This window comes from Janthinobacterium saanense (genome assembly GCF_014200675.1).
Taxonomy (GTDB): Bacteria; Pseudomonadota; Gammaproteobacteria; order Burkholderiales; family Burkholderiaceae_D; genus Janthinobacterium.
The window spans coordinates 17170-42900 of the sequence record NZ_JACHCI010000012.1; the positions used below are offsets into that span (position 1 = coordinate 17170).

Annotated in this window: 28 protein-coding genes; 10 read left to right on the forward strand and 18 right to left on the reverse strand. The window is 60.2% G+C overall.

Annotated elements, in window-relative coordinates; genetic code table 11:
• Positions 1-7 precede the first annotated feature (7 nt).
• The 4 genes from HDE72_RS16560 to panC all read left to right on the forward strand — a co-directional run bounded on the left by HDE72_RS16560 (position 8) and on the right by panC (position 2615).
• The gene (locus tag HDE72_RS16560; protein ID WP_183742890.1) at positions 8-487 is read left to right on the forward strand and encodes a GNAT family N-acetyltransferase; all 480 of its coding nucleotides are present in this window, start codon (positions 8-10) and stop codon (positions 485-487) included.
• Positions 488-590: 103 nt separating this feature from the next.
• Complete coding sequence (locus tag HDE72_RS16565) at positions 591-800, forward strand: DUF3460 family protein (RefSeq protein WP_183742892.1); 210 nt, start codon at positions 591-593, stop codon at positions 798-800.
• An 18-nt stretch (positions 801-818) separates the two neighbouring features.
• Positions 819-1718: a segregation and condensation protein A gene (locus HDE72_RS16570; RefSeq protein WP_183742894.1), complete on the forward strand. Its 900-nt coding sequence runs from the start codon at positions 819-821 to the stop codon at positions 1716-1718.
• A 57-nt stretch (positions 1719-1775) separates the two neighbouring features.
• On the forward strand, positions 1776-2615 hold the full coding sequence (gene panC, locus HDE72_RS16575) for a pantoate--beta-alanine ligase (RefSeq protein WP_183742896.1): 840 nt from the start codon (positions 1776-1778) through the stop codon (positions 2613-2615).
• A gap of 21 nt (positions 2616-2636) precedes the next feature.
• Here panC and HDE72_RS16580 read toward each other — a convergent pair whose 3' ends face one another.
• Together HDE72_RS16580 and HDE72_RS16585 are read right to left on the reverse strand one after the other, a co-directional pair.
• Positions 2637-2993 carry a hypothetical protein gene (locus tag HDE72_RS16580; RefSeq protein WP_183742898.1) on the reverse strand — a complete coding sequence of 119 codons (357 nt, stop codon included), beginning with the start codon at positions 2991-2993 and terminating at the stop codon, positions 2637-2639.
• Positions 2994-3102: 109 nt separating this feature from the next.
• Positions 3103-3624 carry a cyclic nucleotide-binding domain-containing protein gene (locus HDE72_RS16585; protein ID WP_221291298.1) on the reverse strand — a complete coding sequence of 174 codons (522 nt, stop codon included), beginning with the start codon at positions 3622-3624 and terminating at the stop codon, positions 3103-3105.
• 215 nt (positions 3625-3839) lie between these two features.
• Between HDE72_RS16585 and HDE72_RS16590 the strand changes: the two genes are divergently transcribed.
• Both HDE72_RS16590 and HDE72_RS16595 read left to right on the forward strand, forming a co-directional pair.
• On the forward strand, positions 3840-4589 hold the full coding sequence (locus HDE72_RS16590) for an SDR family oxidoreductase (protein ID WP_183742900.1): 750 nt from the start codon (positions 3840-3842) through the stop codon (positions 4587-4589).
• Positions 4590-4745: 156 nt separating this feature from the next.
• Positions 4746-5639 carry an SDR family oxidoreductase gene (locus HDE72_RS16595; protein WP_183742902.1) on the forward strand — a complete coding sequence of 298 codons (894 nt, stop codon included), beginning with the start codon at positions 4746-4748 and terminating at the stop codon, positions 5637-5639.
• Between the two features lie 72 nt (positions 5640-5711).
• On the opposite strand, the gene cheY is transcribed toward HDE72_RS16595, so the two are convergent.
• The 14 genes from cheY to flhD form a co-directional block, all read right to left on the reverse strand.
• Positions 5712-6107, reverse strand: coding sequence for a chemotaxis response regulator CheY (gene cheY / locus HDE72_RS16600; RefSeq protein WP_183742904.1), 396 nt, complete (start codon positions 6105-6107; stop codon positions 5712-5714).
• A 148-nt stretch (positions 6108-6255) separates the two neighbouring features.
• Positions 6256-7326 (reverse strand): protein-glutamate methylesterase/protein-glutamine glutaminase, encoded by a 1071-nt coding sequence (locus tag HDE72_RS16605; RefSeq protein ID WP_183742906.1) that lies wholly within the window; start codon positions 7324-7326, stop codon positions 6256-6258.
• Between the two features lie 39 nt (positions 7327-7365).
• On the reverse strand, positions 7366-7974 hold the full coding sequence (gene cheD / locus HDE72_RS16610; protein WP_183742908.1) for a chemoreceptor glutamine deamidase CheD: 609 nt from the start codon (positions 7972-7974) through the stop codon (positions 7366-7368).
• 9 nt (positions 7975-7983) lie between these two features.
• Positions 7984-8856, reverse strand: a complete 873-nt coding sequence (locus tag HDE72_RS16615; protein ID WP_183742910.1) for a CheR family methyltransferase — start codon at positions 8854-8856, stop codon at positions 7984-7986.
• 82 nt (positions 8857-8938) lie between these two features.
• Complete coding sequence (locus HDE72_RS16620) at positions 8939-10675, reverse strand: methyl-accepting chemotaxis protein (RefSeq protein ID WP_183742912.1); 1737 nt, start codon at positions 10673-10675, stop codon at positions 8939-8941.
• A gap of 123 nt (positions 10676-10798) precedes the next feature.
• Entirely contained in the window at positions 10799-11305 is a 507-nt protein-coding gene (locus HDE72_RS16625; protein ID WP_183676992.1) for a chemotaxis protein CheW, read from the reverse strand.
• An 8-nt stretch (positions 11306-11313) separates the two neighbouring features.
• Positions 11314-13542: a chemotaxis protein CheA gene (gene cheA / locus HDE72_RS16630; RefSeq protein ID WP_183742914.1), complete on the reverse strand. Its 2229-nt coding sequence runs from the start codon at positions 13540-13542 to the stop codon at positions 11314-11316.
• A gap of 43 nt (positions 13543-13585) precedes the next feature.
• Positions 13586-13951, reverse strand: a complete 366-nt coding sequence (locus HDE72_RS16635; protein WP_183676990.1) for a response regulator — start codon at positions 13949-13951, stop codon at positions 13586-13588.
• A 76-nt stretch (positions 13952-14027) separates the two neighbouring features.
• A complete protein-coding gene (locus HDE72_RS16640) occupies positions 14028-14576 on the reverse strand; it encodes a chemotaxis protein (protein ID WP_183742916.1) in 549 nt (182 codons plus the stop codon).
• A gap of 48 nt (positions 14577-14624) precedes the next feature.
• Positions 14625-15605, reverse strand: a complete 981-nt coding sequence (gene motB, locus HDE72_RS16645; protein ID WP_183742918.1) for a flagellar motor protein MotB — start codon at positions 15603-15605, stop codon at positions 14625-14627.
• Between the two features lie 58 nt (positions 15606-15663).
• A complete protein-coding gene (gene motA / locus HDE72_RS16650; RefSeq protein WP_183742921.1) occupies positions 15664-16524 on the reverse strand; it encodes a flagellar motor stator protein MotA in 861 nt (286 codons plus the stop codon).
• Positions 16525-16739: 215 nt separating this feature from the next.
• On the reverse strand, positions 16740-17501 hold the full coding sequence (locus tag HDE72_RS16655; protein WP_183742922.1) for a class I SAM-dependent methyltransferase: 762 nt from the start codon (positions 17499-17501) through the stop codon (positions 16740-16742).
• A 131-nt stretch (positions 17502-17632) separates the two neighbouring features.
• Positions 17633-18193, reverse strand: a complete 561-nt coding sequence (gene flhC / locus HDE72_RS16660) for a flagellar transcriptional regulator FlhC (protein WP_183742925.1) — start codon at positions 18191-18193, stop codon at positions 17633-17635.
• A 44-nt stretch (positions 18194-18237) separates the two neighbouring features.
• Positions 18238-18555, reverse strand: a complete 318-nt coding sequence (gene flhD, locus HDE72_RS16665) for a flagellar transcriptional regulator FlhD (RefSeq protein WP_183742927.1) — start codon at positions 18553-18555, stop codon at positions 18238-18240.
• Positions 18556-19148: 593 nt separating this feature from the next.
• Here flhD and kynU point away from each other — a divergent pair.
• The 4 genes from kynU (at position 19149) to HDE72_RS16685 (ending at position 24029) form a co-directional block, all read left to right on the forward strand.
• Complete coding sequence (gene kynU, locus HDE72_RS16670) at positions 19149-20399, forward strand: kynureninase (RefSeq protein ID WP_183742929.1); 1251 nt, start codon at positions 19149-19151, stop codon at positions 20397-20399.
• Positions 20400-20425: 26 nt separating this feature from the next.
• The gene (kynA, locus tag HDE72_RS16675) at positions 20426-21298 is read left to right on the forward strand and encodes a tryptophan 2,3-dioxygenase (protein ID WP_183742931.1); all 873 of its coding nucleotides are present in this window, start codon (positions 20426-20428) and stop codon (positions 21296-21298) included.
• A 9-nt stretch (positions 21299-21307) separates the two neighbouring features.
• A complete protein-coding gene (locus HDE72_RS16680; RefSeq protein WP_183742933.1) occupies positions 21308-21853 on the forward strand; it encodes an RBBP9/YdeN family alpha/beta hydrolase in 546 nt (181 codons plus the stop codon).
• Positions 21854-21950: 97 nt separating this feature from the next.
• Positions 21951-24029, forward strand: a complete 2079-nt coding sequence (locus HDE72_RS16685; RefSeq protein ID WP_183742935.1) for a toxin-antitoxin system YwqK family antitoxin — start codon at positions 21951-21953, stop codon at positions 24027-24029.
• Between the two features lie 21 nt (positions 24030-24050).
• On the opposite strand, the gene HDE72_RS16690 is transcribed toward HDE72_RS16685, so the two are convergent.
• Entirely contained in the window at positions 24051-25106 is a 1056-nt protein-coding gene (locus tag HDE72_RS16690; protein WP_183742936.1) for a hypothetical protein, read from the reverse strand.
• A 224-nt stretch (positions 25107-25330) separates the two neighbouring features.
• Positions 25331-25696, reverse strand: coding sequence for a hypothetical protein (locus tag HDE72_RS16695; RefSeq protein WP_183742938.1), 366 nt, complete (start codon positions 25694-25696; stop codon positions 25331-25333).
• Positions 25697-25731 lie beyond the last annotated feature (35 nt).

Here is a 25731-nt window from a genome sequence, read left to right on the forward strand (position 1 = left end):
GCCAGTGATGCAGATCGTGGTGCGCGAAGCGAACGATGCGGATGCGCAATTGATAGCCGAGCTGACCCGCGCATCGTGGGCCGGCAAGGTTGCCGCCACCTCCAGCGGGCACCGCGAAACAACGCAGCGCGTGCTTGGAGATTTACGCAGCGGCGGCGGCTTTATCTTGCTGATCGATGGGCAGCCGGCCGGTTCCGTGCGCTGGATGCCGCTCGACAGCGAGCCGGCCATCTGGGAAATTGCGCGCATGGGCATATTGCCCGTCTGGCGCGGCCAGCATTGTTCGCAGCAGTTGCTGGAAGCCGTGATACACCACGGCCTGGCTTGCCAGGCCGAAGAATTGCGGCTGGCGATACGCCGCGACCAGCCCAAGCTGATCGATTTTTATGCAGCTTACGGCTTTGAACTGGCCGAGGAACTGGAATATTCGCACGCCAACCGGGCCGAACCGCTGCCGATGATGATGCGCCGCACGCTACGTTATTGAATAAGTTACTTTTTAGAAATTTCCCCACAGCCAGGCGATAGTCTGCCCGCCGCTCCTTGCGGCGCGGTAAAATGGAGCTTGCTGACTTTACTCAGAAGAAAATATGAAACTGCCTGCAAAACACATGAACTACGTTTCCGACCATACCTTGTTCATCAATGAACTGAAGGCCAAGAATCCTGCCATCGACGAAGGCCAGCGCGCCGGCCGTGCCCTGCTGTGGGACAAACCGCCCGTCAGCCTGGATGAACAGGACCGCCAGATGGCGTCGGCCGTCAAGCAACAGGCTTACGTCTACCAGAACAAGATCTAACACCCCGGACACGGCACGATGTTGCCTGAAGAGTCGGTGAGCACGCCCGAAGCTGTCGCTAGCGGCGACAGTCCCGGTAGCGACAGCGGCGAGCTTGCAACGACGGCCACGGAGGCGGCGCCTGCCGCCGATCCGATCGCGGCCAGCATAGCCCGCCTGTATGGCGAGCCGCTGCTGCGCATGCCAACCGATCTCTACATCCCGCCGGACGCGCTGGAAATCTTCCTCGAAGCCTTCGAAGGCCCGCTGGACTTGCTGCTCTACCTGATCCGCAAGCAAAACTTCAACATTCTCGATATCCCGATGGCGCAGGTCACCCTGCAATATCTGAAATACGTCGACCAGATTCGCGTGAGCAACCTGGAACTGGCGGCCGAGTATCTGTTGATGGCGGCCATGCTGATCGAGATCAAGTCGCGCATGCTCTTGCCATCGCGCAAAAGCGAAGTCGAGGAAGATGGCGGCGATCCCCGCGCGGAACTGGTGCGCCGCCTGCTTGAATACGAGCAAATCAAGCTGGCCGCCTACGATTTGAATACCATCCCGCAATTCGAGCGCGACTTCGTGCGCACGCAGATCTTCATCGAGCAAAGCCTGACACCCACCTGGCCCGACGTGGAAGCGGTGGATTTGCAGCAAGCCTGGCTCGATGTGCTGAAGCGTGCCAAGCTGACCCAGCATCACCGCATCAGCCGCCAGGAATTGTCGGTGCGCGAACATATGACGAATATTCTGCGCCGCCTGCAAAGCGCCCGCTTCGTGGAATTTGGCGACTTGTTCGACATTGCCGGCGGCGTGCCCATCGTCGTGGTTAACTTCGTGGCCTTGCTGGAACTGGCCAAGGAAACCTTGATCGAGATCACGCAAGCCGAACCATTTGCACCCATCTACGTCCGGCTGGCCTATTCGCCTGCCTGATATCATCCTCCCCTTCTTACCGGCTACCGGATACCGGGGTTTTAGCGAGAGCAATCAATGAAAATTATTTCCGACATCGAAGAATTGCGCGACCAACTCAGCGGACAGCTGCGCACAGCCTTTGTGCCCACCATGGGCAATCTGCATGAAGGCCATTTGTCGCTGATGCGCCTGGCGCGCAAACATGGCGACCCGGTGGTCGCCTCGATCTTCGTGAACCGCCTGCAATTTGGCCCGAACGAAGACTTTGACAAATACCCGCGCACCTTCCAGGCCGACGTCGAGAAACTGGAAAAAGAAGGCGTGTACGTGCTGTTCGCGCCGACGGAAAAAGATTTGTATCCGGAACCGCAGGAATACCGCGTGCGGCCGCCTGACGACCTGGGCAATACCCTGGAAGGCGAATTCCGCCCAGGCTTCTTCGAAGGCGTGTGCACGGTGGTCACCAAGCTGTTTTCCTGCGTGCAGCCAAGAGTGGCCGTGTTCGGCAAGAAGGATTATCAGCAACTGATGATCATCCGCAATATGTGCCGTCAATTTGCCTTGCCGACGGAAATCATCGCCGCCGAAACCTGGCGCGCCGACGATGGCCTGGCCTTGTCGTCGCGCAATATGTATCTGTCGGAAACCGAACAGGCTGAAGCGCCTGAATTGTACAAGGGCCTCAACTTCGTGGCCGAAGAAGTCCGCAAGGGCAATCTGTCGATAGGCGAACTGGAGCAGGCAGCGATGCAGGCGCTGGATAGCCGCGGCTGGAAATCGGATTACATCTCCGTGCGCAAGCGTGGCAACCTGCAAGCGCCGTCCGGCGCCGAACTGGCCGCCGGCGAGCCGCTGGTGGTCTTGGCCGCCGCCAAACTGGGCCAGACCCGCTTGATCGATAATCTGGAAATTTAAGGGTTCAGGCCGGCTTCTTCCCTACAAGCCGATAATCCGTTCTTCACCATCGGCTGCAAAGCTTGGGCGATGTCCCGCCATGATCGTTACATGGCGGGGCAACTCCAGCACAATCTCTTCGTCTTCCCATAATTTGCGGTGTCTGGCCGGCAGCTTCTGGCTGCGCAGCATGGCGCGCGCCTGGGCCGGGTCGGCAGCCAGCAAACGTATCGAGGTGACATGAGGTTCAGCAACTTCCAACGCCTCGTAGCGGCTGGCCAGATCGCTAGTATCTTCCGTAGTGCTAATCGATAGCACCGGCGCCTGCTCGACGCTGACGCCGCAAGCCATCAGGCAGGCGGTACTCACTGCCAATACTACAGTCTCTATTCGGCGCATGTTGCGCTCCTTATTGTCGGGGTCGGGGACAGTGGAGCGATCATCGCGCAAAGCGGACCAAGACTCAATCCTTGTTACAACAAATGTTGCTGTACGTCACTAAAATAATCTATCGCGCCTGCAATAACCGTCCATAGTATTGCTCTCCCTGCGACAGATGCAGCTGGAAGTCGTAGCCCTGCGCCAGCATGGACTCAAAATCAGCCTGCCTTATCTGCATGACGTAGCTATGCTGATTCACTACCAGCCGAGACGGCTGGGCGGCTGCATACACGGCATCGCGGCCATACCACTTGCCTGGCTGATCGTGCAGCGCCGGGTAGACCTTGCCCCCTGCCTCCACCTGCCATTCCCCATCGAGCAAGATCCATACGCTGCGCGCCGCATCGCCGCTGGCGGCAATGGCCGTGCCCGGCTTGACTTCCCACTCTTTGGAATGATTAATCACCTCGCGCAACTGTGCCGTCGTCAGACGCGTAAAAAAAGGGGTCTTGCGCAACAGATACAGGTACGTGGTCGAGGCTTGCATGGAAGCATCCTGATGCCCGGCGTTAAAGGAATGGGCGACCTGAGCCAGCGGCATCAGCAGTGCGCCAGCGGCAAGAATGAAAGGCGACAATCGATGGGACATGGTCTGCTCCTGAGTGAAGTGCTCACTATAGAGCCACCGCCGGCAACGATAAAGTGGGCTTTTCTGCCTGCACCATGCCAATCAGGCCAACAATCATTGTTATTCAGTATTGCATAGTCTGAACATTACACATGGCTTTATCCGACTGCAGATAAAGATCACAATGCAGTCACTGGCTCGCAACGTCGCAGCCCCACCACCACACAGGAGCAGATATGACTACTACCAACACAGCAAAAGTTGCCATCGTCACCGGCGCATCACGCGGCATCGGCGCCGCCATCGCCCAGCGCCTGGCGCGCGACGGCATGCAAGTCGTCGTCAACTATGCCAATGGCCAGGCGGAAGCAGACAAGCTGGTCGCCACCATCGTGGCCGCTGGCGGCTTTGCTATCGCCGTGAAAGCCGACGTATCCAATGTGGCCGACGTGCAAGCACTGTTCGATGCGGCAGAAAAGGCATACGGCGGCGTCGATGTGCTGGTCAATAACGCCGGCATCATGCCTTCCGTGCTGCCTGCCCTGGCCGACACGGACGACGCCACCTTTGACAGCCTGTTCGCCATCAACGTCAAGGGCAGCTTCAACACCATGCGCCAGGCGGCGAAACGCCTGCGCCACGGTGGCAGTGTGGTCAACTTCTCGACCAGCGTGATCGGTATCGCCCTGCCCGGCTATTCCGTCTACGGCGCCACCAAGGCCGCCATCGAAACGATGAGCAATATCTTCGCCAAGGAATTGCGCGGCAAGAACATCACCGTCAACGCCGTCGCCCCCGGCCCCACCGCCACCGCGCTGTTCTTGAATGGCAAGACGGAAGAAATGATCGAACGCATGAGCAAGATGGCCCCGCTGGAACGCCTGGGCACCCCGGAAGACATCGCCGCTGCTGTCGCTTTCCTAGCTGGTCCCGATGGCCGCTGGATCAATGGCCAGACCTTGCGCGCTAATGGCGGCCTCGTATAACACCTGGCCAAACCTGCTGCGCGTCGGTATAGGCGGCCTGCGATGCTCACTGTACTAATCGTACAGTTGCGCTTCTCAGCCACCTCTCCCTTCCGCTCGCGACGGTTTGCCAGGTGTCGCGAATATTCAATCAAACCCTTTATTACGGACACCATCATGAAACAAGTCATTTTGATTACCGGCGCATCGACCGGTATCGGCAACCTGACGGCGCGCGCCTTGGCTGCCGCTGGCCACACGGTGTATGCCAGCATGCGCGACACCCTGGGGCGCAATGCGCCGCGCGTGCTGGAATTGCGCGACCATGCGTTTGCACGCGGCGAGGATATCCGCGGCCTGGAACTGGACGTGCTGTCGCAAGCGTCGTGCGATGCAGCCATCGCCACCATCGTGGCCGAACAGGGCCGCCTGGACGTGATCGTGCACAATGCGGGCGGTCTCGTCACGGGCCCGATGGAAGCGTTCTCGCCGGAAGAAATCAAGCGCGTCTTCGACACCAATGTGATCGGCGCGCAGCGCGTCAACAAGGCAGCTTTGCCCGTGTTGCGCCAGCAGGGCAGCGGCTTGCTGCTGTGGGTCAGCAGCACCACCACGCGCGGCGGTTTTCCACCGTTCATGGGACCGTACGCGGCGGCCAAGGCAGCCATGGATTCCATCGCCGTGACCATGTCGTATGAACTGACGCGCTTCGGCATCGAAACGAGCATCGTCACGCCAGGCGCTTTTACACGCGGCACGGCGCATTTCCCGAACGCGGGCAAACCGGCCGATACCACCACCAGCGCCGCCTATGCCCGCTACGATGGCTTGATGGACCAGGTGGGCGCGCGCCTGTCGGCCCTGACACCGGACGACGCCGACCCGGCCGCCGTGGCCGACGACATCGTGCGCGTGGTCGGCCTGCCCGCTGGCCAGCGGCCCTTCCGCACCGTGGTCGATTTCATCGACGACGGTGCGCAAGAAGTGTCGCTGGTGGCCGAAAGGGTGCGCATCGATTTTGCCAAGCGCATCGGCATCGATGACTTGCTGTCGATCAGCGCTGCAGCATAAGCGCGGCAATAAAAAAACGCTGCCGGTTCGCACCGGCAGCGTTTTTTATGTCGTCCAGAAGCTGGACTCGGCTTAGCCGGCTTTTTCCAGTTTCTCGAAAATCTTGTTCAGCTTTTCATCCAGGGTCGCGGCCGTGAATGGCTTGACGACGTAACCGCTGGCGCCTGCCTGGGCGGCGGCGATGATGTTTTCCTTCTTCGCTTCAGCCGTCACCATCAGCACAGGCAACTTGGCCAGCGCAGGATCGGCACGTATGTGCTGCAGCATCGTCAGGCCATCCATGTTCGGCATATTCCAGTCCGATACCACGAAGTCATAGGACTCGGCGCGCAGCTTGGCCAGGCCCATCACACCGTCTTCGGCCTCGTCGACGTTGGCATAACCCAGTTCCTTCAACAGATTCCGGACAATGCGACGCATCGTCGAAAAATCGTCAACGACTAAAAATTTCATCTTTGGATCAGCCATGAATAACTCCGTTGTTTCTGTAGCGGTTTGTTAATAATATCGACATGAATGCCGACATTATGGTCGACACTACGGCAGCAAGTTGTAGGATAGCATTTTCGTTGCTTTTAGGCGAACAAACTTGCTTTGAATCACATTAAAAAGTCGCTTATACGCGCAACGCACGCATGCCATGTGCAGCCAGGTGGCCAAGCACCATGCCGGGCAGCGATTTCAGTGCCCCAACCTCATGCGCGGCGCCGATGGCAATCGCTTCGCGCGGCATGCCGAACACCACGCAACTGGCTTCATCCTGTGCAAAATTATACGCGCCCGCCGCCTTCATTTCCAACATGCCCTGGGCGCCATCCTTGCCCATGCCGGTGAGGATCACGCCGACCGCATTCTTGCCGGCCGACTGGGCGGCGGAGCGGAACAGCACGTCCACCGAAGGACGGTGGCGGTTGACCGGCTCGCCCTGGTCGATCCTGGTCATGTAGTTGGCGCCGCTGCGGGTCAGGCTCAGGTGCGAGTGGCCAGGCGCGATATAGGCGTGGCCGGGCAAGATGCGCTCGCCGCCGGCTGCTTCCTGTACCGAGATCTTGCACAGCGAATCGAGGCGGCGCGCAAACGAGGTCGTAAAGCCTTCAGGCATGTGCTGCGTGATCAGGATGCCGGGGCAGTCCGACGGCATCTGCATCAGGAATTCGCGGATCGCCTCGGTGCCGCCGGTGGACGCCCCCACGATGATCAGCTTTTCACTCGACGTCAACGGGCTGCGCAAGGCTGGCAGCGGCGCGGCCGTCCTGTCGCTGGCCGATGGCACGCTGCGCGCGCGGATGCGGGCCTTGGACGCGGCGCGGATTTTATCGGCGATCATGTCCGTGTATTCGCGCATGCCGCTCTGGATCGATATCTTCGGCTTGGTGACGAAATCGACAGCGCCCAGTTCCAGCGCGCGCATGGTGATTTCCGAACCGCGCTCGGTCAGCGACGACACCATCAAGACCGGCATCGGGCGCAAGCGCATCAGCTTTTCCAGGAAGTCCAGGCCATCCATCTTCGGCATCTCCACGTCCAGGGTCAGCACGTCCGGGTTGGTCTGCTTGATCATCTCGCGCGCCACCAGAGGATCAGGCGCCGCACCGACTACTTCCATGTCGGGCTGGCTATTCACTATCTCCGTCATCACACTGCGTATCAGCGCCGAATCATCCACGATCAGTACCTTGATCTTCATATCGTCTCACCTTCTGGACGTCTGGCGTCCTTTTTAATATTAAAACAGTTCGATCTCGCCACCTACCGGGGCGACTTTCAGGCGGCTGGCGTAATCGAGTTCGCGGCGTACCAGCGTATCGTTATGCGTCTGCATCAGCTTTTTCACCAGCACCTTGCCGCTGCGGGGGAAGAAATACACCTTGCGCGGGTAGATGTCGTTCAAGTCTTCGGCCACCACGCGCATTTTTTCGGCGCGCAGATAATTGATGACGAAGGCCGCATTGCGTTCGCCCACGTTGATGGCCGTAAAACCGCGCAGCACGGCGCCGCCGCCGAAGACTTTCGCTTCCATGTTTTCGCGCCGCGCGCCGGCTTTCAGCAAATCGTTGATCAAGATTTCCATGGCGTAGGTGCCATAGCGCATGGAGGCGGAAATCGGGCTATTGGTGTCGCTGCCGCCATCGGGCAGCATGAAGTGGTTCATGCCACCGAGGCCCGTGACGCGGTCGCGGATGCAGGCCGATACGCAGGAGCCGAGCACGGTGACGATCAGCATGTCCTTGTTGGTGAAGTAATACTCCCCTGGCAAGATCTTGGCTGCGTCACAATTGAACGTCCTGTCGTAATAGACGTTAGTGGCAAATTGCTCTTTGGGTTCCAGACTCATAATTCACTTTCATGTACGATGCAACGATGCTTTGGGTGCGCTGCCACGAGCCTGGTCGAGCTCGTAGACGGTCTTGCCGCGCAGCTTCAATGATTCCGACACGTACAGAAAATTTTCCGAATGGCCTGCAAACAGCAGGGCATTGGGCTTCATCAAAGGCACAAAGCGGGCCAGTATCTTGCGCTGCGTCGCCTTGTCGAAATAAATCATCACGTTGCGGCAGAAAATCACGTCGAACTGGCCCGTCAGGGGCCAGCTGTCGGCCAGCAGGTTGAGCGGCTTGAAGGTAATCATCTGGCGCAGTTCCGGGCGCACCCTGACCTGCCCTTCGCGATCGCCCTTGCCGCGCAAGAAAAAGCGCCGCGCGCGGTCGGGCGCCATCTTGTCGAGCCGGTCCAGGCTGTAGACGCCATTGGCGGCCGTGGCCAGCACATTGGTGTCGATATCGGTGGCGATAATCGTCACCGGCGGCGTGAGCGTGTTGAACGCTTCGCACACCGTCATGGCGATCGAATATGGCTCTTCGCCGGTGGAACTGGCCGAGCACCAGATGGTGATCGGCCCGCTCAATTTCTTGACGTGTTCAGCCAGCAGCGGGAAATGATGCGCCTCGCGGAAGAACGACGTCAGATTGGTCGTCAGCGCATTCGTAAACGCTTCCCACTCGTCGCCCATGCGGCCCGCTTCCAGGTCGTCCAGGTAGCGGACGAACGAGGAAATGCCGGTTGCGCGCAAGCGCCGCGCCAGACGGCTGTAGACCATTTCCTGCTTGCTGTCGGCCAGCGCAATGCCGGCCCGCTGGTAAATCATGGCGCGGACCCGTTCGAAATCCTTGCCCGTAAAGTCAAACTCCTTGACCGTATCCGTTTTCGTTTGCGGCATATGTTGTTACCTCTCTGTGACTACTCTGAACTATGCCTTTGCAATGATACTCAACGGGACGGGAAGCACGTCACAACTCGCGTTAAAACTCTTCCCAATCGTCGCCGCTGGCCGCCGCCAGCTTTTTATCGGATGCCGGCGCCGTCTTGCGCACGCCTGCCACCCTGGTTTTGTTTGCCGCCACCTTCAACGCCGGCCTGGCCGCTGCCGCCACCCGCACTGCGGGCGCCGGAGCCGATACCGCCGCCTTGGCGGTGAATGCTGCCTGGCCTTCGCTACCGAGCTTGAAGATGCTGACGGCGCCAGCCAGGCGCTGCGCCTGTTCCTGCATGCTCTCGGCCGCTGCCGCCGCCTGCTCGACCAGCGCCGCATTCTGCTGCGTCATCTGGTCCATCTCGGCAATCGCCTGGTTCACTTCGCCGATGCCATGGCTTTGTTCCTGCGTCGCCGCCGTGATCTCGCCCATGATGTCGGCCACCTGGCGTATCGATTGCACGATCAGCTCCATGGTCTGGCCGGCCTCGTCCACCAGCCGGCTGCCTGCATCGACCTTCTCGACCGAATCGCCGATCAGGCCCTTGATTTCCTTGGCCGCGCCAGCTGAGCGCTGAGCCAGATTGCGCACTTCGGACGCCACCACCGCAAAACCGCGGCCCTGTTCGCCCGCCCGCGCCGCTTCCACTGCGGCATTGAGCGCCAGGATATTGGTCTGGAACGCAATGCCGTCTATGACGCCGATAATATCGACGATTTTGCGCGAACTGTCCTTGATCGAACCCATGGTATCGACGACTTGCGCCACCACGTTGCCGCCTTTTTCCGCCACCGACGATGCCGACACGGCCAATTGATTGGCCTGGCGCGCATTGTCCGCATTCTGCTTGACGGTCGACGTCAGTTCTTCCATCGACGACGCCGTCTCTTCCAGCGAACTGGCTTGCGTCTCGGTACGCGCCGACAGGTCGGCATTGCCGCTGGCGATCTCGTTGGACGCCACCGCAATCGTCTGCGTTCCCCGGCGTACATCGCTGACCGTTTTCACCAGACTGGCATTCATGTCCTTGAGCGCCTGCTGCAGCGCGCTCGTTTCATCTTTTCCTTCGACGACCACGTGCGAAGTCAGTTCGCCCGCCGCCACCTTCTGCGCCACGGCCAGCGCGCCCGACAAAGGCACCGTGATCGAGCGCGTGATAAATAAGGCGCAACAGGCGCCCAGCACCACGGCCACGCCGCCCAGCACGAACAGCATCAGCATCAAACGCTTGTCGGCCGACAGCGACGCGTCCATGAAGCTTTGCTGCGCCTTTTGCTGCAATTCCAGCAGCTGGTTGATGTCGGCCAGGGTCTTCTGGTTCAGCGGATCGATGCGCGTGGCGATCACCCTGGAAGCGCCCTCGCTGTTAAACGCCAGCACCTGCGCCATCGCTTCCTTGAACGCCGCATCGACTGCGCGATCGGACGTGGCGATGTGCGCCATCAGCGTCTTTTCGCTATCGGACAAACCCAGGCTGGCCAGCTTGTCGCGCGCAGCGTCGTAGCGCTTGTGGTACTGCTGCACCTTGGCCTCTTCCGCCTGCATCAGGCCCACATCGCTTTGCAAGCCGATATTGCGGATGGCGATGCCGGTTTCCAGCATCGTGCTTTTCATCAGCCCAGCCTGCGTATTCTTTTGGTCCGCCAGTTCCAGCCCCGCCAGCAGTTCCGCCTTGTTGCGGTAATTGAGGCCATTCGCCGACAGGATCACCACCACCAGGATGACCAGGATGCTGCCAAAACCGATACTCAACCGCGTGCCTATCTTGAAATCGCGCAAACCCATTTCAGTCTCCCTATGTTTGATGACGGCACGCCATGCTCGCACCGTGTCCTGGCCAGGTTTCTATGAACCTTGCGGCCTGCCAGCGAATGCTGGGGCCAGACCCGGCGGGTCTGACCCCGGTTTTTATGCCGCCAGCTTGTCGATCAGGCCCATTTCGCTGCTCGACATCAGCTTGTCGATATCGACCAGGATCAGCATGCGCTCGTCGATGGTGCCCAGGCCGATCATGTAGTCGGTCGAGAACGCGGTGCCCATTTCCGGCGCCGGCTTGACTTGTTCCGGGCTCAAAGTGGTCACGTCGGAGACGCTGTCGACCACCATGCCGACGATGCGGCCACCGATGTTCAGGATGATCACCACCGTGAACTGGTCGTACACGGGCGTGCCCAGCTTGAACTTGATGCGCATGTCGACCACCGGAATGATGATGCCGCGCAGGTTGATCACGCCCTTGATGAATTCAGGCGCGTTGGCGATGCGGGTCACCGCTTCATAGCCACGGATTTCCTGCACCTTCAGGATATCGATGCCGTACTCTTCCGAGCCCAGGGTGAAGGCCAGGAATTCACGGCCGGCGATGTCCTTGCCGTCGCCCGGTTTGCTTCCAGAGTTTTGTTGAATATCTGACATGTTTTTTCCTATCTGCTATCTATCTGTGTTACGAAAAGGGACTCGTCAGCCAACTGACGAGAAGAACGGATCAGGGCTGCGACGTCCAGGATCAAAGACACGCCGCCATCGCCCAGGATGGTGGCGCCGGAAATGCCCACCACCTTGCGGTAATTCGATTCGAGGTTTTTCACCACCACCTGCTGCTGGCCGACCAGGTCGTCGACAAACAGCGCGGCCTTGCGTCCTTCCGTTTCCAGGATCACGCAAATGCCTTCGGACGGCGCCGTGAAGCGCGGCGTGATGTCGAACATCTGGTACAGCGGGATCAAAGGCAGGTATTCGCCGCGCACTTTGACCACCTGCCCGCGGCCGGCGATGTCGCGGATATCGTCCACCGCGGGTTGCAAGGACTCGATCACAAAACCCAGTGGCAGGATATAAACCTCATCGCCTACTCTGATCGACATGCCGTCGAGGATGGCCAGCGTCAGCGGCAGTGAAATCGAAATCGTGGTGCCAAAGCCCTTGGCCGAACGGATGTCGACCACGCCGCCCATGGCGCTGATATTGCGCTTGACCACATCCATGCCCACGCCACGGCCCGACACGTCGGTGACCGCTTCGGCGGTGGAAAAGCCGGGCGCGAAGATCAGCTGCCAGACTTCGGCGTCGCTCATGGACTCGGACACGTCCATGCCCTGCTGCAGCGCCTTGGCCAGGATGCGTTCGCGGTTCAGGCCCGCGCCATCGTCGGACACTTCGATGATGATATTGCCGCCCTGGTGGCTGGCCGACAGGAACAGACGGCCGGCCTCGGTCTTGCCGGCGGCCACGCGGGCGGCCGGCATTTCCACGCCATGGTCGATACTGTTGCGCACCAGGTGCGTCAGCGGATCAACGATGCGCTCGATCAAGCCCTTGTCCAGTTCCGTGGCGGCGCCATTGGTGATGAAATCGACTTTTTTACCGAGCTTGGTAGCCAGGTCGCGCACCATGCGCGGGAAGCGCGAGAACACGAAATCCATCGGCATCATGCGGATCGACATCACCGCTTCCTGCAAGTCGCGCGTATTGCGCGTCAAATGGCTGACGCTGTCGAGCAGCTTTTCATGCAGCATCGGGTCCAGCCCGCTGGCGCGCTGTTCTATCATCGCCTGCGTGATCACCAGTTCGCCCACCAGATTGATCAACTGGTCGACTTTTTCTATCGAGACGCGGATCGACGACGATTCGGCGCCCGCCTTGTCGCTGTCCTTCTTGGCCGGTTTCTTTTCATGCTCGGCTTCTGCCGCAGCCGCCGTCACGACGGCAGTGACGGCCGAACTGGCGTTAGCCGAGGCCTTGGCTGCATCGGCGCGTATCTGTTCCAGCGGCTGGAAAAAACCATAACCGCGCTGCGCTTCCGTAGGCTCGCCTTGCGCAGCGGCGCGGATTTCCTCGAGCGGCTGGAAGAAGCCATAACCCTGCTCGGCTTCGCTTTTCACGCCACCTGGAGCGCCAGGCAAAGGGTCGAAGAAACCGTAGCCCTGGGCCTTTTCCTGGGCCGCGCGGGCAGCGTCGGCCTCACCGGGCGCCAACGGTGGCGCCTGCGTGATGACCATGTCGTCGGGGTTCAGTACAAACGAGCAGATGGCCAGGATATCGTCCAGGCTTTCATGCGTCGTCACATTGAGCACGCTGCGGGCGTCCGGCAAAGTGGAGACCACAACGTCGCCCAGCAAGCCCAGTTCAGCGGACAGCGCATCGACTTCGCGCTGTTCCATCTTCGGCAATTCGAGGCGGTAGCGCTGGCCGCCCGCATGGCTGACGCTTTCTTTTTCCGCCGTGTGGAACGCAGGCGCAACCGGCGTCAATGCCGCCACCGGCACGTCCTGCGAAAACGACTGCAGCATCATGCGGATGTTGGCGACGGCGTCCTGGTCGACGGGCGAGCCCAGGCGATGGCCATCGAGCTGCATCTTGAGGATATCCTTGGCCGCCAAAAAGGCATCCACGTGTTCCGCCGTCAGGGCCATCTGGCCCTGGCGTATGCGGTCGAGCAGGGACTCCAGGATATGCGTCACTTCGCTCATGTCGGAGAGGCCGAACGTCGACGCTCCGCCCTTGATCGAATGGGCGGTGCGAAAAATGGCGTTCAGGTCTTCGGCGTCGGGCGCCGCAATATCGACGGCCAGCAGCAGCCGTTCTTTTTCAGCCAGCAGTTCTTCGGCCTCATCGAAAAAGACCTGAAAAAACTGGCTAATATCGATGGTCATAGGGTGACTCCGTCCTTTGCATCGTTGCGCTGTGCGGCTGGCATCAGCCGATCACCTTTTTGACTACCTCGATCAGGCGTTGCGGATCGAACGGTTTCACCAGCCAGCCATTGGCGCCGGCAGCACGGCCCTTGGCCTTCATTTCATCGGACGATTCTGTCGTCAGCATCAGGATGGGCACTTTTTGATAGGTCGGCAGTTCACGCAGCAGCTTGATCAGTTCCAGGCCATCCATGCGCGGCATGTTCTGGTCCGTCAGCACCAGATCCACCGTTTGCAGCTTGGCTTTTTCCAGACCATCCTGACCGTCAACGGCTTCCACCACCTGGTAACCGGCGGCTTTCAGGCTGAACGCCACCATCTGGCGCAATGAGCTGGAATCGTCCACTGCAAGTATTGTTTTGGCCATCTTTGCTCCACTCTAATCCGGGCTGTCTGCCCATTGATAATTAATCCATGCAACCGCAAGCGTTCAGCACCCTGTGCTAGAACAGCTCGATGTCGCCACTTTCCAAATGCTGCTGGCTGACGGCCTTGCGCAGCACGCTGCGCAATTCCAGGCTTTGTATCGCCAGCGCCATGCTGACTCTGGCCAGCGAGGCAACGATTTCCTCGTTGTCGCTCTCGGGCAGCATCTCGGCGCCGTGCGAACCCAGGGTGCCGAGAAATTCGCGCAAGCCGGTCACCCGCTTCAGGGTGCGGTCGATCAACTGGCTGGTCATGTCCTGGAACTGCATGCTGGTGATGGCAGCATTCACATAGCCGCCCACCTCGTCCTGCAGCGCCAGTAATTGCTCACGCTGCTGTTCGGCCGGCAGACCGCCGTCCAGCAGCAAGGCGATGGTCTCTTGTTGCGCCGCCACGGCTGCATGGATGGCCATGAAGTTGAAGGACAGCTTCTCGATCGCCTCTTCCAGCAAAATGCCGGTCTGCACCAGGTCGGTTTCCACCTCCGTCAAATGCTTGCGGCCATGCTCCGACACGCCAGACAGCAGGCGCTTCACATGCGAGCCAAGTACTTTCTTTCTTGTCATAAAGATCTCATTGTTTCAATACGCGTAGCGCTGATCGCTACTGCATGCTTATTTCTTTGCCGCTGCCGGGCCGGGGGAAGGCGCAGCAACTGGCGGCGCACCGTTCGCCACCCCGGCGGCTACTGCCTGCGGGGTCGTGGCGCCGGTTGCCGGCAAGTCCATCGCCGAACCATCGCGCAGAACATTTTCTTCCGTGCGTTTGTTCATGACGATGATGCTGATGCGCCGGTTGATGGGATTGAACGGGTCCAGCTTGTCGAGGTGAGCGGCTGAACCGAGGCCCACCACGCGCAACACCTTCTCTTCACTCATGCCGCCGATAATCAATTCACGCCGCGAAGCATTCGCGCGGTCGGCCGACAATTCCCAGTTGCTGTAGCCGGCATCGCTCATGTAAGGCGTCGAATCCGTGTGGCCCGACAGGCCGATACGGTTCGGCACTTCATTCAGGACCGAGCCGATGGCGTGCAGGATTTCTTTCGTGTACGGCTGCAGATTGGCGTTCGCCAGCGCAAACATGGGGCGGTTCTGCTCATCGACGATCTGGATGCGCAAACCTTCGCTGGTGATATCGAGCAGCAGCTGGTTCTTGTATTTTTTCAGCAGCGGATTGGCGTCGATGGTCGCTTCGATGCGCGCCTTGAGCGCCTGCAAACGGCGTCCTTCTTCACGCTCGAGCGCGGCCTTGGCCGAGTTCAGGTCGTATTCCTTGCGCTGGTTGCTTTCGGCGCCCTTGCGCACTTCGCCATCCTTGCGCGTGAAGTCCTGGCCACCGCCCTGTATCACGGAATTGCTTTCGCCACTGCCGGAACCACCGGCCATCGCCACCTTCAGCGGTGTCTTGAAGAATTCGGAAATGCCGTTCAAATCGCCCTTGGAGGTGGAACCCAGCAGCCACATCAGCAGAAAAAAGGCCATCATGGCCGTGACAAAGTCGGCGTAGGCGATTTTCCACGCCCCGCCATGATGTCCGCCAGAAGTCTTCTTGATGCGCTTGACGATAATCGGGCGCATGCCTTCGTCAGCCATGGCATCTCCCTTCCTGGTACAGCGATAGACTCATGTTATCCAAACGTGTTTTCACTGCTTACTTCGTTTTCGATTTCTTGATGTGTTCTTCGAGCTCATTGAAGGTCGGTCGCTCGGTCGAGAACAGCACTTTGCGGCCAAATTCGACGGCCAGGGCCGGGGCATAACCGTTCAGGCTGGCCAGCAGGGTGACTTTCACGCACTGGAACATCTTGCTCGACTCTTCCAGCTTTTGTTCCAGCAAGCCCGCCAGCGGGCCGACAAAACCATACGCCAGCAAGATGCCGAGGAAGGTGCCGACCAGCGCGTGCGCGATCAGCATGCCCAGTTCGGATGGCGGAATGCCCACCGATTCCATGGTATGCACTACGCCCATCACGGCGGCGACGATACCGAAGGCGGGCAAGCCATCGCCCACCTTGGCGATCACGTGGGCCGGCACGGCGCCTTCGTGATGGTGGGTTTCAATTTCGTTGTCCATCAGATTTTCGATCTGGAAGGCGTCCATATTGCCCGACACCATCAGACGCAGATAATCGGTCATGAATTCGATCACGTGATGGTCGGCCAGCACGGCCGGATATTTGGAAAACAGCGGGCTTTCTTCCGGTTTGTCGATATCGCCTTCGATCGACATCAAGCCTTCCTTGCGCACCTTGCTGAGCACTTCGAACAGCAGCGACATCAGCTCCATATACAGTTCTTTGGTGTAGCGCGAACCCTTGAACAGGCTGGGCAAGGCAGCCAGGGTGGCCTTGATGGCCTTGTTATTATTACCAACAAGGAAGGCGCCCAGCGCCGCGCCGCCGATCATCAGCAGTTCGATCGGCTGGAACAGCGCCGCCAGGTGGCCACCCGCCAGCGCGAAGCCGCCAAAAACCGAGGCGCAGACGACGATGTATCCGATTATGACTAACAAGTGCCCTGACTCCCCAAAGTGGCCGGGCCTCAGCGCCCGGCATGTTCAAACCGGCCCCGGTGGCTGGCGGCGATGCCGCGGCGGAGGCCGGCGGCAAATGTGACTGAAGGTAGATAGAAACGGCTTGCATTTCAACGCACTTCGACAAAAATGCCGTGTAGAACTACAATAACGTGAGATTGTCCTCTGAGCAAGCAAATAACGCAGACAATTGCTTAAAAGCACCATATGTAAAGCAAGGGACCGCCCTCTGTGGTGACTATGGTCTTATCGGGCGCGCGGGCCGTAATCTTGAATTCGTAACTAAGAAGCATACTTCCAGGCAACATCTCTGCCTCGGCCTTGCTCCACAGCGCCGCCATGACCGCCGGCGACAGGTAGGCAAACACCACCTCATAATCGGCAAAATCAAGTTCCTCGTAGTCGCCGCGCACAAAATGCGCGCGGTTGCCGGACAGGCGTGCGCGCAGCCGGCTCAGCAGCCAAGGCAAGGGCGCCAGCTCGATGCCCGTCACCTGCGCGTCAAGCCGGCGCCGTGACAAATCGAGCACCAGCCCGCCCAGGCCGCTGCCGATATCGATCAGGCGTACGCCGGGTCTATCCTGCACCAGTTCGGCAACCGCCCGCCACACTCTTGGGCCCGAGGGGTAAAACGGCACTTGCGTGCGGAAGGTGGACCAGTACAGGCTCAGCAAAAAAATGAAGGCCAGCAGGAACAGCACGGGCGGCAAGTCCAGCCAGCTCGCCGCCAGCAGCGCGGGCGCAAACAGCAGGCCGATCGCCCACCACCAGCGCGCCAGTCCCGCGCGCCAGGCCAGCAGCGCGGCAAGCATACCCTGCAGAACGGCCACGGCCAGCAGCGGCAAAGCCAGACCGGCACGCGCCAGGCCATACACGAGCAGCAGCATCAGGAGAAAGGCCAGCACCTGGATCAGGAGTGCCTTGAGCGCGGGCGCCCGCAGGATTTGTTGCAGCATGGGCAGAATGGCAGACGAAAGCGCCAGTGTAAGCGAAAGTGCAACAAAAAAGCCGGAAGCACTGCGTGAGTGGTTCCGGCTTTGAGCTATCCTTGACTACGGATAAGAAAGTGAGGGTGAAAGCAAGTGCGTCAGGCTGCCAGGCTGGTCGGGGCGGCGGCCGCTTCATCGCGGGCTTTCTTGGTCTTGCCGGCACGCGAAGGCATATGGCACAGGCCGCAGACATAATCGGCATTCAAGTCCAGGCAATTGACGACGAATTTGCCGTTGCACTTGCCACAAGGCGCCATGTCGAGCATCTTGCTGCTGAAAAAGCGGACCAGCGTCCAGGCGCGCGTCAGCGACAGCAGCGGCTCTTCGCCCGGTTCCGGCGGCATTTGTTCCAGATACAACTGGTAGGCTTTCATCACCGCCTCGATACCGGTGGCGCCGGCGTGGTCAACGAGGAATTTATGGATATTGATGAACAGCGAGGAATGGATATTCGGTTGCCAGGTGAGGAACCAGTCCGTGGAAAACGGCAGCATGCCCTTGGGAGGCGATACGCCCTTCAATTCCTTGTACAGGTTCAACAGGCGCTCGCGCGACAGCGAGACTTCGGTTTCCAGCAGTTGCAAACGGGCGCCTAGCTGTATCAGTTCGATGGCGAGCTGGATTTCCTGCGCTTCCGATACGACACTTTTCTTGGCCATGCTGTGTGCTCCGCTACTGGTCTGACGTGAAAACGAGGGGACGATCAGGCGATCTCTTCGACGCCCTGGCCTGCCATCAGGATGGCGGCATGCGACTGGGCCAGCGTACGGTCTTTATTGTAGTTGGTCAACATCGACAGGATGGCGCTGTCGTCAAAACGGAAGCGGGCCAGCATCATGTTGCCGCCTGCCAGTTTCAGGATCTGGGCGTTGCTCATGCCTTCGATCAAGTCGGCGATGTCGGCGGAGATGCCGAGACGGAAAATGGCAGTGACCTTATCGGCACGGATCATTTGCTGCGCCAGCATCAGATAGCTCAGGTTGGCATCGCGAATCTCGGCCATCATATCGTTAGCAGTCATTTCCATCTCCTCAATCCGTTGAATTCAGCTGGCGGGTGGTGTGTTGCCAGTGAGATACATTCTGAGGGAGCAACATCAAATGCAACAGAGGCGCAGCACTGTATTTTTCGTCGGGAAATAGGAAATAGGATCGTAGGTGTTTGTCTGACAAACACTACTCGATCAGGGTCGCACGCCCGTAAAAGCGTGGAAAAGAGGCGGTGAAAGAATCAAATTTTCCTGACTTTCTGACAGCGCTTAACATCACTTTTTTACAACAGCTTGACCTGAATCAAGCCGTTTCACACCATATAACGACAGATGAAACGGGAACTTGAGGCTTTTTTACAAAATATTTCAAAAATATTGCAGAAGGATTTCCCCTTGTCTAAACCGGTTACGGCCCCTGCCTGGAAAACTTGAGGGTTTTTTGAAAATATTTTGAAAAAACTTCACATTTTTTCCTGACGCCCCACAAATGCCCTTCTTTTCGCTCAAGACGACGCCAAAAAAGCGGCACAGCAGCCCATACTTGCTACACTTCCGTTCCCGCATGGCTGGGTCAAACAGGACGAAACCATGCTATCCAGACAAGTATCGACATGAAAGCCACCATGATTTCACAACATGACTGCAGCGCGCGCGACCTCGATGACGCGCTGGCGCCCTTGCGCCGCCAGTTCGACCTGCCTTCCGGTGTCATCTATCTTGACGGCAACTCGCTGGGCGCCCGCCCCAGCGCCGCCCTGGCCCGCGCCCAGTACGTCATCGCCGCCGAATGGGGCACGGACCTGATCCGCAGCTGGAATACGGCGGGCTGGTTCGACATGCCCAAACGCCTGGGCGACCGCCTGGCGCCGCTGATCGGCGCCGAGGCTGGCGAAGTGGTGATCACCGACACTACCTCGATCAATCTGTTCAAGGCCCTGGCCGCCGCGCTGCAAATGCAAGCCGGCGATGCTCAGCGCGCAGAGCGCCGCGTGATCGTCAGCGAGCGCAGCAACTTCCCTACCGACTTATATATGGCGCAAGGCCTGGCTGCCTGGCTGGACCGTGGCTACAGCCTGCGCCTGGTGGACGACCCGGCCGAACTGGCGACCGCCATCGATGCCGATTGCGCCGTCGCGATGTTGACGCACGTCAACTACCGCACTGGTTACCAGCACGATATGGCCACCGTCAGCGGCCACTGCCATGCGCAAGGCGCGCTGGCCCTGTGGGACCTGGCCCATTCGGCCGGCGCCGTGCCGCTGGACTTGAACGCCGATGGCGCCGACCTGGCCGTCGGCTGCACCTATAAATACCTGAACGGCGGCCCCGGCGCGCCCGCCTTCATCTGGGTGCCAGCCAGACACCAGGCCCGCTTCCGCCAACCGTTATCAGGCTGGTGGGGCCATGCCGCGCCCTTCGCCATGGAGCCCGGCTTTGCGCCAGCCGATGGCATAGGCCGCGCCCTGTGCGGCACCCAACCCATCGTCTCGCTGGCCCTGGTCGAATGCGGCCTCGATATCTTCGCGCAAACGACCATGGAAGCGATACGCCGCAAATCGCTGGCCCTGACCGACCTGTTTATCAGCCTGGTCGAACAGCGCTGCGCCAGCCATCCACTGGGCCTGGTCACGCCACGCGAGCATGCACGGCGCGGCAGCCAGGTCAGCTTCACGCATCCGCATGGCTATAGCGTGATGCAAGCCCTGATCGCGCGCGGCGTGATCGGCGATTACCGCGAACCGGCCATCATGCGCTTCGGCTTCACGCCGCTGTACACCAGCTTTACCGATGTGTGGGATGCAGTCGAGATCCTGCGCGACATCCTCGACACCCAAGCCTACGATATCGCCGCCAAGCGCGATACCGTAACGTAAGCCCGTCACCTGAACCCGGATACCCCATGAACGACGACAATAAAAAAAGCGGCTGCCCCATGCATGGTGGCCAGCAGGACGCGCAGTGGCATGGCGCGCAGATGGATTTCAGCAAATCGATGAGTTATGGCGACTATCTGGCGCTGGACCGCATCCTGACGGCCCAGCATCCGCTGTCGCCGAACCACAATGAAATGCTGTTCATCGTGCAGCACCAGACCAGCGAACTGTGGATGAAGCTGATGCTGCACGAGATGCACGCCGTGCGCAGCAATCTGCAAAGCGGCGACCTGCCGCCCGCCTTCAAGATGCTGGCCCGCGTGGCCCGCATCATGGACCAGCTGGTGCATGCCTGGGACGTGCTGGCGACCATGACGCCGCCCGAATACACGGCCATCCGGCCTTACCTGGGCGCCTCGTCGGGCTTCCAGTCCTACCAGTACCGCGAAATCGAATTCATCCTGGGGAACAAGAACGCCGCCCTGCTGAATGTGCACACCACGGCGCCGGACGCTTATGCGACACTCGACAGCGCCCTGCGCACGCCATCCGTCTACGACGAATCAGTCCAGCTGCTGGCGCGCAACGGCTTGCACATCGCGCCCGAGCGCCTGAATGCCGACTGGACCCTGCCGACGACATCGGACGACACGGTCAAGGCAGCCTGGCTGGAAGTCTACCGCGACCCATCGAAATACTGGGCCCTGTACGAACTGGCTGAAAAGCTGGTCGACCTGGAAACGGCCTTCCGCTTCTGGCGCTTCCGCCACGTCACCACGGTAGAACGCATCATCGGCTTCAAGACCGGCACGGGCGGCACCGAAGGCGTGTCCTACCTGCGCAAGATGCTCGACGTGGTGTTATTCCCTGAACTCTTCGCCTTACGCACCGAACTATAAGGAGCAGCCATGTCCCCTCTCGTCCTGACCCTGCCTGGCCTGTGGAACTCCGGCCCGCAGCACTGGCAAAGCCACTGGGAAGCGCGCCATCCGCAATGGTCGCGGGTGCAGCAGGGCGAGTGGCAGACGCCTGACAAGGATGACTGGGTGGCGGCGCTGGACCAGGCGATTGCCGCCTGCCCGCGCCCACCCGTGCTGGCTGCGCATAGCCTGGGCTGCGCCCTGGTCGCCCACTGGGCGGCCAGCGGCTCGCCGCACAGGATCGCCGGCGCCTTGCTGGTCGCTCCCAGCGACGTGGATGCGCCATCCTATCCGGCCGGCACCACCGGTTTTACGCCGATGCCGCTGCAAGCGCTGCCCTTTCCATCGCTGGTGGTCGCCAGCGGCGATGACCCCTACGTCAGCTTTGCACAGGCGCGCGCCTTTGCGCAAGCCTGGGGCAGCGACCTGACGATGATAGGCGACGCCGGCCATATCAATGGCGACGCCGGCTATGGCCCCTGGCCGGAAGGCGAGCAGCTGCTGCTGGACTTTTGCGCCGCCCACCAGGCGTGAAGCGGCGACGCACACGATAGGCGCGTATTTGCACCCATCGGTGATCGCAGGCAGAATCATGCCCTTTCCACAAGGGCGCCCCGGCGCTGGCCTTTCGATGAAACGTACGCTCCTGCCCCGCCTTTTGCCTTTGCTGTTCTGCGCCACCCTGGCCCACGCCGCCCCATTTTACGAGGGCAAAACCCTGGCCCACCCGGCCATCGATGCATCGCAGGATAGCGGCGCCGATATCGCCTTCATCAAGGAAAAGGATGGCGTCAACGGCTACTATTGCGAGTGCCGCAGCAGCGGCTCGAAAACCATGCTGCTCGACCGCTTCGGCAACGCCGCCATCCGCTCGGTGTTTTACGCCGCGCTGGACCGCGAGTCGGAGCACAGCGTGCAAACCATGCTGGTGCTGCTGCGCCAGGGCGACAGGAACGCACTGCGCGCCTATCGCTACGATCAACATTCAGGCAAATACAAACGCCTCGATGATCTGCAGCCGGCGCTGGACCGCATCGCCGCGCAAAGCGCCTCGCCGAACGCCGGCCAGGTCAAGGCCGCACTGGCCAGGCTGGCGCCCATGGATTACAGCGTCACGCGGGGCAAGAGCGGTAATGCGGAGTTCGACGCCATCGACCATACGCAAGGCACCATCGCAGGTTATTACAACGATGAAAACAAGGCCGTGGCCGCTGGCGACAAGAATGTCATCACCTACAAAAAAAGCTTCCAGAAAAAGGGCGAACTGTATCTGACGGCCAGCTACGCCCTGTATGGCGAAATCGACGCGGACACCCTGCCCAACTACCGCCTGTACCAGGTCACGTGGGAAGCGGCGCCGCAACAATACAAGGGCACTGAAGAAGGGCCGGCCGTTACCTACAGCCGGGCCTGGGATGACGGTTCGGTGATTGAGCACGGCCAGTACCGCAAGGGCAAGCGCGAAGGCTTGTGGGTGCGCGATAGCCTGCATGATGGCAAAACCAAAGGCAAATATGTCAACGGCTTGCCCGAGGGACCATGGCATATTGAAGGCCCGCAGCAAATCGAGGATGGCTTGTACCGCAATGGCAAGCGTGTAGGCCGCTGGAATGTCGTCAACTATGCAGGCGCAGACGAAACGACAGGCTTTGACACCTATGTCGCCGACCAGTTGAACGGCCCGTCCGAGCGCAGCATGGGCGGCAAGCTGCTACAGCGCGGCGCCTTTGGCAACGGCCAGTACCAGGGGCCGTGGATCATGGAAGACGGCGCGGGCAGCTTTATCGATGGCCAGCGCGACGGGCCATGGCAACTCAATCTGAAAGACGGCGCCACGCAAAGCGTGAGCTTCGTCAAAGGCAAAAAACAGGGCGAGGCCATCGACCGGGACGCCCACGGTGCGCTACGCCTGCGCGATCATTACCAGGCCGACGTACTCGATGGCGCACGCACGCGCTATCTGGGGCCGGCAGGCAAGGAAGTCGTGGTCTACACGGCGACCTTCCGCAATGGCCAGCTCGATGGGCGCGAACAGGCGTTCGATATTAGTGGCAACGGCAGCGGCAAGATCCTGCGCCTCGACATCCAATGGGACAACGGCAAGAAACAGGGACTCGATGCACGCTACTACCCGGACGGCAAACCGGAACGCCTGACCGTGATCGAGCGGGGCCGGCTGGCCGCACATCTGCGCGACTATTACCCGGATGGCAAGCTGCTCAACGATATCCACCGCTGCTATTTCACCGAATACGGCAGCGAGCGCGATGACGTGTGCGACTACCACCGCACCTACTTCCCGGACGGCAGCCCCGAATACGACTATGTCTTTTTATATGGCGACCGCCAGGAAGGCAAGACCTACTACAAGAACGGTAAAGTAAAAGAAGAATTGCTGGTCGACCGCGCGGCCGATACCTCGGCGTACAACACTTATTATGAGAGCGGCCAGCTGAAATGCACGGAACCGCGCCGTGGCCATGGCAATCGCACGGTCAATGGCAAAGCCATGCAAAGCTATGGCGCTTCCAGCCGCGACGGCGACAGCATCTGCTACCACCCGAACGGCGTCATGGCCAGCATCCGCAGCTACAGCAAGCGCCTGGCACTCGATTGCGGCAAGAAGTTCGACGAAGCGGGCAAGCAAACCTATCCCGGCCCTGAAGGCTGCCCGCCACCGAAGAAAGTGATGTTCAACTTCAGCGAATAATCAAACAATGCTGCCGGCAGATTACTGGCCGGTAGCCAGCTTGCGCTGCCACAGCGCCACGTCGATCATCACGCCGTCGCTGCCCGTATTGCGGATGTACACGCGGTAGCTGCCCCGCCCCAGGCTGCCATCGAGGTAAGCCGTGCGCTCGTTGCGCTGCAAGCGGGCGCCCTTGGCCATCTGGCGGTATTTTTCCACCACGCTGTCGAAACTGGCAAAGCTGCGCAGCGCCACTTCGATGTCGCGCTGCGGCCGGCCTTCCGCCTGGTCCAGCAGATTGTTTTGCTTCTTGCCCTTGAGCGTGAGCGGATAGGCAAACACGCCGGCGCCCGAAGAACTCAGCACCGTCGAATGGGGCAGCAGCAGCGGCAATAGCGAAGGCGGATACACTTGCGGCAGCTGCTCGCGGCGCCATCCCGGCAATTCAGGCTGCGCCAGCACATACTCGACGCTGGCGATCTTTTGCCCGCCAGCGCCTATTTCATCGTCATTGGCGATCAGCGCCAGCATGGGCGGCAATTGCTTCGCCCACGCCAGCAAGGGCGCGGCCTCGCCCACCAGCATGCCTTTTTTATGGAATATCGTCAGCACGGCCTTGGGGTCGGGATTGCACACCTTGAGCAAGGGCTGGCCAGGCTGCGCCTGCAAATGGCAATGGCCGTTGACCAGGCCAAAGGCGATAATCTCGCCGCGCTTGTCGACCAGGATGGCGCCCCGTTCACGGCCCTGATTGCGGTCATTCATCGACGCCAGCAGCTGACGGCCGTCTGGCAGCACGGTGCGGGTGGCGTCGCGCCGGTCGCTGATGGCTTCAAAGGCCTGGTCCAGCACCAGTTCATCATCTTCCGTATAACTGCCGCGCGTATAGCCGAAAAAATCAAACAGCGCGGCGCGCACCTGCGGATCTTCGCTCAAGCGCGGCAAGGGCCCACCGGACAGCAAGGAAGACAAGGTCTTAGCCGCTGGCATCGCCAGGACCGCAGGTGCCGCCGTCGCGCTGGCGGGCTGGGAAAGAACGCAGGACGCTGCCAGCAAGGCGCCGCCCCAAGTGCGGTAGTTTGATAAGGTGATATACATGTTTCTGTCTGTCCGGGATTTGACCGTCTTTCCGGCCACGCATGGCGCGTCGGGGATTCTAGCACGGCGCCAGCGCCCACGCCGCGCCGTTGACCGGCAAAGTGTGTGGACACTACGGCGCCAGGCATCACTATTATTCCGACCTCAATAATGACAATTTAACCAACACCTGCCCAGCTTGCTCTCTTGCCTGGCATGGATGGCACGGGCCATCTGCCTGCCCTTCAAGCCTGCAGGCGTAGCGCCAGCTTCCGGCTGGCCAGGACAGCCAGCCAGCTCAAGCCGCCCGCCAGCAGGCTGAAATACATCGCCCGCAAAGGATGCTGGGGCAGTAAATAAAAAAGTACTACCACACCCAGCGCGGCGCACAGCGGCGGCGGGATGCGGCCGGGCGGCAGCAGCGCCAGCACCAGGTTCGTGCCTGCATAAGCGTAAAACACCAGCAGCCAGGCCTTGGCGCCGGCGATGCCGACCGAACCGAGGCCGCCAAACAGCTGGGTGTACAGATAAAAACCCAGCCAGCTCAAAAAGACAAACAGCAAACAGCCCAGCGCGTGCACGGCCAGGCCGGTGATCCAACGTATCTTCATGGCGTTCCTTGAAAAAAAGCCGGCCCTTTCATCAA